The organism is Bowmanella denitrificans (assembly GCF_002887595.1).
GTDB classification, from domain to species: domain Bacteria; phylum Pseudomonadota; class Gammaproteobacteria; order Enterobacterales; family Alteromonadaceae; genus Bowmanella; species Bowmanella denitrificans.
In genome coordinates, this window is sequence record NZ_PEBU01000029.1 from 1 (window position 1) to 5,634 (window position 5,634).

2 tRNA genes and 3 rRNA genes are annotated in these 5,634 nt (G+C 51.7%); all 5 read left to right on the forward strand.

The window, feature by feature from the left end:
- Positions 1-267: 267 nt before the first annotated feature.
- The 5 genes from CSR04_RS24480 (at position 268) to rrf (ending at position 5,584) form a co-directional block, all read left to right on the forward strand.
- Positions 268-1,802, forward strand: a 16S ribosomal RNA gene (locus CSR04_RS24480).
- 73 nt (positions 1,803-1,875) lie between these two features.
- Positions 1,876-1,952 (forward strand) — tRNA-Ile (locus CSR04_RS24485).
- 6 nt (positions 1,953-1,958) lie between these two features.
- Positions 1,959-2,034: transfer RNA gene (locus CSR04_RS24490), tRNA-Ala, on the forward strand.
- A gap of 267 nt (positions 2,035-2,301) precedes the next feature.
- Positions 2,302-5,185, forward strand: a 23S ribosomal RNA gene (locus CSR04_RS24495).
- Positions 5,186-5,468: 283 nt separating this feature from the next.
- A 5S ribosomal RNA gene (gene rrf / locus CSR04_RS24500) occupies positions 5,469-5,584 on the forward strand.
- Together the 16S, 23S and 5S rRNA genes with 2 tRNA genes alongside form the textbook arrangement of a ribosomal RNA operon.
- Positions 5,585-5,634: the final 50 nt, after the last annotated feature.

A 5,634-nucleotide genomic window follows, 5' to 3' on the forward strand; every position in this document is an offset into this window, starting at 1 on the left:
TAGAATGCGCACCACTTCGACGGGGCAGGCAGAAAGGCTTCCCAGTCAGCCAGGAAGGCAGGAAGATTCAAGGAGCGGCAAGCAACAAAATTTAAAAAAGTTGCTTGACACAGAAACCGGATGGCGTAGAATGCGCGTCCCGCTTGAGAGAGGAAAGCCTCACTTAAGTCGCCTGATAAGGCACTGTTCTTTAACAATTAGCAACGAGACAATCTGTGTGGGCACTCGTTAAAAGAGTGTCGGCTCAAGAAATTCATGATTTATATTTAATTGAAGAGTTTGATCATGGCTCAGATTGAACGCTGGCGGCAGGCCTAACACATGCAAGTCGAGCGGTAACATGAACTAGCTTGCTAGTTTGATGACGAGCGGCGGACGGGTGAGTAATACTTAGGAACTTGCCTCTTGGAGGGGGACAACAGTTGGAAACGACTGCTAATACCGCATGATGTCGCAAGACCAAAGGGGGCTTCGGCTCCTGCCAAGAGAGAGGCCTAAGTGAGATTAGCTAGTTGGTGGGGTAAAGGCTCACCAAGGCGACGATCTCTAGCTGTTCTGAGAGGAAGATCAGCCACACTGGGACTGAGACACGGCCCAGACTCCTACGGGAGGCAGCAGTGGGGAATATTGGACAATGGGGGCAACCCTGATCCAGCCATGCCGCGTGTGTGAAGAAGGCCTTCGGGTTGTAAAGCACTTTCAGTGGTGAGGAAAGGGTAACGGTTAATACCCGTTATCTGTGACGTTAGCCACAGAAGAAGCACCGGCTAACTCCGTGCCAGCAGCCGCGGTAATACGGAGGGTGCGAGCGTTAATCGGAATTACTGGGCGTAAAGCGCACGCAGGCGGATTGTTAAGCTAGATGTGAAAGCCCCGGGCTTAACCTGGGAATTGCATTTAGAACTGGCAGTCTAGAGTCTTGGAGAGGGGAGTGGAATTCCAGGTGTAGCGGTGAAATGCGTAGAGATCTGGAGGAACATCAGTGGCGAAGGCGGCTCCCTGGCCAAAGACTGACGCTCATGTGCGAAAGCGTGGGTAGCGAACAGGATTAGATACCCTGGTAGTCCACGCCGTAAACGATGTCTACTAGCTGTCTGTGGCTTTAAGTCGTGGGTAGCGCAGCAAACGCGCTAAGTAGACCGCCTGGGGAGTACGGCCGCAAGGTTAAAACTCAAATGAATTGACGGGGGCCCGCACAAGCGGTGGAGCATGTGGTTTAATTCGATGCAACGCGAAGAACCTTACCTACTCTTGACATCCACAGAACTTGGTAGAGATACCTTGGTGCCTTCGGGACCTGTGAGACAGGTGCTGCATGGCTGTCGTCAGCTCGTGTCGTGAGATGTTGGGTTAAGTCCCGCAACGAGCGCAACCCTTGTCCTTAGTTGCCAGCCTTAAGTTGGGCACTCTAAGGAGACTGCCGGTGACAAACCGGAGGAAGGTGGGGACGACGTCAAGTCATCATGGCCCTTACGAGTAGGGCTACACACGTGCTACAATGGGCAGTACAGAGGGAAGCGAGACCGCGAGGTGGAGCGGATCCCTTAAAGCTGTTCGTAGTCCGGATCGGAGTCTGCAACTCGACTCCGTGAAGTCGGAATCGCTAGTAATCGCAGGTCAGCATACTGCGGTGAATACGTTCCCGGGCCTTGTACACACCGCCCGTCACACCATGGGAGTGGGATGCAAAAGAAGTAGTTAGCTTAACCTTCGGGAGGGCGATTACCACTTTGTGTTTCATGACTGGGGTGAAGTCGTAACAAGGTAACCGTAGGGGAACCTGCGGTTGGATCACCTCCTTACGAAAAAGCTGCGCTTTTTTAGCGAAGTGTTCACACAGATTGTTTTGTTGCCAAGAAGAACGAGCACGATATTGGGTCTGTAGCTCAGGTGGTTAGAGCGCACCCCTGATAAGGGTGAGGTCGGTAGTTCAAGTCTACTCAGACCCACCAAATCATGGGGCTATAGCTCAGCTGGGAGAGCGCCTGCCTTGCACGCAGGAGGTCAGCGGTTCGATCCCGCTTAGCTCCACCATTCATTGCGATGGTGAAAGACTTAAGAAAAGCTCGTTGCTAAGGAAGACAGCCTTAATGAATGCGCACTTTTAAGTGTGGATTGATTAAGGTTTTTTAAACCTTAACTGTTCTTTAACAATTTGGACAAGCTGATAAAGAAAACATCCAGCTAGATACGCGAAAGCGAATTTAGCGATTGTATGTAGCGTCATTGGTATTCTCGAAAGAGAAAACAAGATGGTTGCTGGCTGTATAGCACAAATTACGACGTGATTTGGGGTTGTATGGTTAAGTGACTAAGCGTATACGGTGGATGCCTAGGCAGTTAGAGGCGATGAAGGACGTGTAAATCTGCGAAAAGCTGTGGTGAGCTGATAAAATGCATTTGAGCCACAGATGTCCGAATGGGGCAACCCAATGCACTTGTGCATTATCGTTACATGAATACATAGTGTAACGAGGCTAACCGGGAGAACTGAAACATCTAAGTACCCCGAGGAAAAGAAATCAACCGAGATTCCCTTAGTAGCGGCGAGCGAACGGGGAGCAGCCCTTAAGTCATATCAAGATTAGTGGAACACGCTGGAAAGTGTGGCCGTAGCGGGTGATAGCCCCGTACACGACGGTCTGATATGGTGAAAACGAGTAGGACGGGACACGTGTTATCCTGTCTGAAGATGGGGGGACCATCCTCCAAGGCTAAATACTCCTAACTGACCGATAGTGAACCAGTACCGTGAGGGAAAGGCGAAAAGAACCCCTGTGAGGGGAGTGAAATAGAACCTGAAACCGTATACGTACAAGCAGTGGGAGCACCTTTTAGGTGTGACTGCGTACCTTTTGTATAATGGGTCAGCGACTTATATTTTGTAGCGAGGTTAACCGCATAGGGGAGCCGTAGCGAAAGCGAGTCTTAACTGGGCGCTTAGTTGCAAGGTATAGACCCGAAACCCGGTGATCTAGCCATGGGCAGGTTGAAGGTTGAGTAACATCAACTGGAGGACCGAACCCACGCCTGTTGAAAAAGGCGGGGATGACCTGTGGCTGGGGGTGAAAGGCCAATCAAACCGGGAGATAGCTGGTTCTCCCCGAAAGCTATTTAGGTAGCGCCTCGGACGAATACCTACGGGGGTAGAGCACTGTTTGGGCTAGGGGGTCATCCCGACTTACCAACCCCATGCAAACTCCGAATACCGTAGAGTACTATCCGGGAGACACACGGCGGGTGCTAACGTCCGTCGTGAAGAGGGAAACAACCCAGACCGCCAGCTAAGGTCCCAAAGTTCTAGTTAAGTGGGAAACGATGTGGAAAGGCACAGACAGCTAGGAGGTTGGCTTAGAAGCAGCCACCCTTTAAAGAAAGCGTAATAGCTCACTAGTCGAGTCGGTCTGCGCGGAAGATGTAACGGGGCTCAAACTAGACACCGAAGCTGCGGCAGCAGAGTTTACTCTGCTGGGTAGGGGAGCGTTGTGTAAGCCGTTGAAGGTGAACCGGGAGGTTTGCTGGAGGTATCACAAGTGCGAATGCTGACATGAGTAACGATAAAGGGGGTGAAAAACCCCCTCGCCGGAAGACCAAGGTTTCCTGTCCCATGCTAATCAGGGCAGGGTAAGTCGGCCCCTAAGGCGAGGCAGAAATGCGTAGTCGATGGGAAACGGGTTAATATTCCCGTACCGGTGTTATCAGTGATGGGGGGACGGAGAAAGCTATGCAGGCCTGGCGTTGGTTGTCCAGGTGAAAGTGCGTAGGCTGGCATTTTAGGTAAATCCGGAATGCTAAGGCTGAGACACGAGACGAGCTACCAAGGTAGTGAAGTTGCAGATGCTCTGCTTCCAGGAAAAGCCTCTAAACGTATGATAACACTGACCGTACCCCAAACCGACACAGGTGGTCAGGTAGAGAATACCAAGGCGCTTGAGAGAACTCGGGTGAAGGAACTCGGCAAAATAGTACCGTAACTTCGGGAGAAGGTACGCCCCTGGACGTGAAGGACTTGCTCCGTAAGCGTTTGGGGGTCGCAGTGACCAGGTGGCTGGGACTGTTTATTAAAAACACAGCACTGTGCTAAATCGAAAGATGACGTATACGGTGTGACACCTGCCCGGTGCCGGAAGGTTAATTGATGGGGTTAGCTTAGGCGAAGCTCTTGATCGAAGCCCCGGTAAACGGCGGCCGTAACTATAACGGTCCTAAGGTAGCGAAATTCCTTGTCGGGTAAGTTCCGACCTGCACGAATGGTGTAACCATGGCCACGCTGTCTCCACCCGAGACTCAGTGAAATTGAAATCGCCGTGAAGATGCGGTGTACCCGCGGCTAGACGGAAAGACCCCGTGAACCTTTACTACAGCTTGGCACTGAACATTGACCCTACCTGTGTAGGATAGGTGGGAGGCTTTGAAGCGTGTACGCCAGTATACGTGGAGCCGTCCTTGAAATACCACCCTGGTATGTTTGATGTTCTAACGTTGGTCCCTAATCGGGATTGCGGACAGTGTCTGGTGGGTAGTTTGACTGGGGCGGTCTCCTCCCAAAGCGTAACGGAGGAGCACGAAGGTCGGCTAATCCTGGTCGGACATCAGGAGGTTAGTGTAATGGCATAAGCCGGCTTAACTGCGAGACAGACACGTCGAGCAGGTACGAAAGTAGGTCATAGTGATCCGGTGGTTCTGTATGGAAGGGCCATCGCTCAACGGATAAAAGGTACTCCGGGGATAACAGGCTGATACCGCCCAAGAGTTCATATCGACGGCGGTGTTTGGCACCTCGATGTCGGCTCATCACATCCTGGGGCTGAAGTCGGTCCCAAGGGTATGGCTGTTCGCCATTTAAAGTGGTACGCGAGCTGGGTTTAGAACGTCGTGAGACAGTTCGGTCCCTATCTGCCGTGGGCGCTGGATGATTGAGGGGAGCTGCTCCTAGTACGAGAGGACCGGAGTGGACGAACCGCTGGTGTTCGGGTTGTGATGCCAATCGCATTGCCCGGTAGCTACGTTCGGAATCGATAACCGCTGAAAGCATCTAAGCGGGAAGCGAGCCCCAAGATGAGTCATCCCTAGAGCTTTAAGCTCTCTAAAGGGTTGTTCAAGACTAGAACGTTGATAGGCAGGGTGTGGAAGCGTTGTAAGGCGTTAAGCTAACCTGTACTAATTGCCCGTGAGGCTTAACCATACAACGCCCAAATCACGATGTGATATGCGTGAGAGCGTTGTGATGGCCAGCCATCTTAAACCAATAGACGCTACAGATTGTTTTCTTTATCGGATAAACGCCTTCCATGGCTTTTATCCTAAACCGCTACGTAAAAGCGCGGTTTTACTCCGCTCCCATTGTTGCCAGCAACAATGCCCTACCTCCTGTAGGGGAAGAGTGGAAGCTTGTCCAAAATTGGCAGAGATTGTTCCAGACAATCTTCTGCACTTCCTCCTTCCATGGAGGTTGTCGACAGTTTATGCCTGGCGGCCATAGCGTTACGGAACCACCTGAATCCATTCCGAACTCAGAAGTGAAACGTAACAGCGGCGATGGTAGTGTGGGGTCTCCCCATGTGAGAGTAGCACACCGCCAGGCTCCCAATATGAAGAAGGGCTATCCGAGTGGATAGCCCTTTTTTATTGCCT